We start from the raw sequence: 2,560 nt of genomic DNA on the forward strand, positions 1-2,560 counted from the left end.
TAATAATGCAAATACAAATGTCACAGCTTCTACAAATAAACCAGCCTTGGTCATTAGTAGAAGCTGTGACGTAAAATTGGCGTTTGTTAAAAGCTGAGATAATAGCTAATTTAGTCCATCAGATGCTGTTGGACTTTTGAAACTAATTCATTTGTCCAGTAGTTGGTAAGTTCAGCATTGGCAGCTTCTACCATAACCCTGATTACTGGTTCTGTACCAGAGGCGCGAACCAAAATTCTGCCGGAATCACCCATTGCAGCTTCAGCAAGAGCGATCGCTTCTTGCACAGGTTGACAATCTTGCCATCCTAAACGGCGATCGCGATCAACAACTCGCACGTTCCGCAACAGTTGCGGATAGGTTTGGAAGCTTTGATCTACTAATTCGCTAAAGGGAACACCCGCCTTTTTCACCAAAGCTGCTATATGTAATGCTGTTAACAAGCCATCTCCAGTTACGGCATAATGACGGCAAAGAATATGACCTGATTGTTCGCCGCCTAGCATTCCCCCAGTCCGCAACATTTCGGCTTGTACGTATTGGTCGCCGACTGCGGTACGAATTAAGTTACCACCAATTTTTTGCCAAGCTTTCTCAAAACCTAAGTTGGCCATGACTGTAGATACAATCAGGTTATCTGGCAGTTGTTGGTTTTGTTTTAAGTGTCGTCCCCACAGGTAGAGAATGTAATCGCCGTTAACTTGCCTGCCAGTATTGTCTACTGCTAAGACGCGATCGGCATCGCCATCAAAGGCAAAGCCGATGTCGGCGTTGTGTTCTTGTACTGTGCCTGCAAGAATATCTAGGTGCGTGGAACCGCAGTTGACATTAATGCGATCGCCATCTGCTTCGTTATGCAAGCAGATTACCTCTGCCCCCATTTCTGTAAATACTGCTGGTGCTAACCCGACTGCTGCTCCCCACGCCAAGTCTAAAACAATCTTCATCCCTTGAAGCTTTGTGGCACTGCTCAAGGGTTTTTTCAACGCCTCACTATAATGCCCCACTAACTCCAAACGTGAGTAATGCCGTCCGCAATTACTGATAGCAATAGGTGATATTTTGCCACGCAGTCCGGCTTCAATTTCTGCCTGCAATATTTGGGGTAACTTCCCACCATCGGCACTAAAAATTTTAATCCCATTGTCTTCTGGCGGATTATGGCTGGCAGAAATCATCACTCCGCCAATGGCATCACTGATGCTGGTGAGATAGGCAATGCAAGGAGTGGGGCATAATCCCAAATACCAAACCTCTAGCCCTGCTGCTGTTAACCCTGCACTCAAAGCCATTGCCAGCATATCGCTGGAGTTTCTAGAATCCTGTCCGAGAATGACTGGCCCTACTTGAGTAGCATAGTTACGTAAAACAATCCCCGTCCAAAAACCAACTTGCAATGCTAGGGGCGCACTCAGTAATTCTCCCACTCGTCCCCGAATCCCATCTGTGCCAAATAAGGGATTTGCTGGTAATGAGATTAAATTCAGTTCAAAACTGCTCTCAATCCCTTTGCCTAATCCTTCAACCTCGGAAGCAGAACCCCCAGAAATGCCCGGTGTTCGAGTTATAGATGAAACCATATATTTAAACACTCCACACAATCACACTGAAAAATAGCACTTAAGACTTTATTCAGCAATTTTGACATGCTTTTTCTCTTGAGAAATTCATTCTAAATAAAGCTCCGTTTACGTAATTATATTGAAGAGCTGACTTTGAAATTGTAAATATTCCATGAAGTCAGTATTAGCTTTTACGTTATCAGTAAAGTTTCCACATTTTAGCTAATTATTTTAGGACTTACGCACGCTCTACGAATTCTTGGCGTTCTTGGCGTCTTGGCGGTTCGATAAATTAAGCCTTTCGGCGATTTTTGCGTAAGTCCTGTATTTCTTTTATGCCCTTAACTTGAGTTTTGATTATCTGTATTAGTTCACACTATGCAATACTATTAATAAAAAGGAGTCAGAATTCAGAATACAGAATACTTTACCCATGAAGGGATAGAGTTTTAAATGAGTGAAAAAAATTTCATCCTAGTTTCGCCCACCATTCCACTCGCTTTTAACCAATATTCAGACGCTCGCAGACTCGCTACCGCTGCGTTATCACCCACTCGTACAGAATTCATACCTGTTTTCTGACGCCTCGGCGGAGCGTCTCCGGCTCCGCTCCTGAGTTCTGAATTCTTCTTATAAATCGAAACACGGCAATGTAAAGTTATATTTCCATAGTCCTGCTGTTGTGTAAAAAACTACAAAGTTTTTGCTGCTTAAAAAATTTTAATATAAATTCTCATCAAATAGTTTTAAGGTAACGTTTTAATGGCTTTTTTAGCCGTTAGTGAATTAAAACTCCGGCAGTTAACTTTTTAAAAGTTGAGAAATTTAGCATGAGCAGCAATTTAGCAACCAAATTACGTGTAGGCACTAAGAAAGCCCACACGATGGCAGAAAATGTAGGTTTTGTCAAGTGCTTTTTAAGAGGAGTAGTAGAGAAAAACTCTTACCGGAAACTAGTTGCTAACTTCTACTTCGTCTACTCAGCGATGGAAGAGGAA

2 protein-coding genes are annotated in these 2,560 nt (G+C 42.4%); one reads left to right on the forward strand and one right to left on the reverse strand.

The features are described 5' to 3' along the window. Positions 1-110: 110 nt before the first annotated feature. Positions 111-1,580: a phosphoglucosamine mutase gene (gene glmM / locus LC574_RS35100; RefSeq protein ID WP_229458231.1), complete on the reverse strand. Its 1,470-nt coding sequence runs from the start codon at positions 1,578-1,580 to the stop codon at positions 111-113. Between the two features lie 812 nt (positions 1,581-2,392). Between glmM and LC574_RS35105 the strand changes: the two genes are divergently transcribed. Then, positions 2,393-2,560, forward strand: a 168-nt coding sequence (locus LC574_RS35105; protein WP_229458232.1) for a biliverdin-producing heme oxygenase, incomplete at its 3' end; no start/stop codon positions are given.

The organism is Nostoc sp. CHAB 5715, assembly GCF_020829685.1.
Lineage (GTDB): Bacteria > Cyanobacteriota > Cyanobacteriia > Cyanobacteriales > Nostocaceae > Nostoc.

What these genes read in the sequence shown, in the direction of transcription:
- glmM (WP_229458231.1), bottom strand. Translation starts at nt 1,580, where the DNA reads ATGGTTTCATCTATAACTCGAACACCGGGCATTTCTGGGGGTTCTGCT.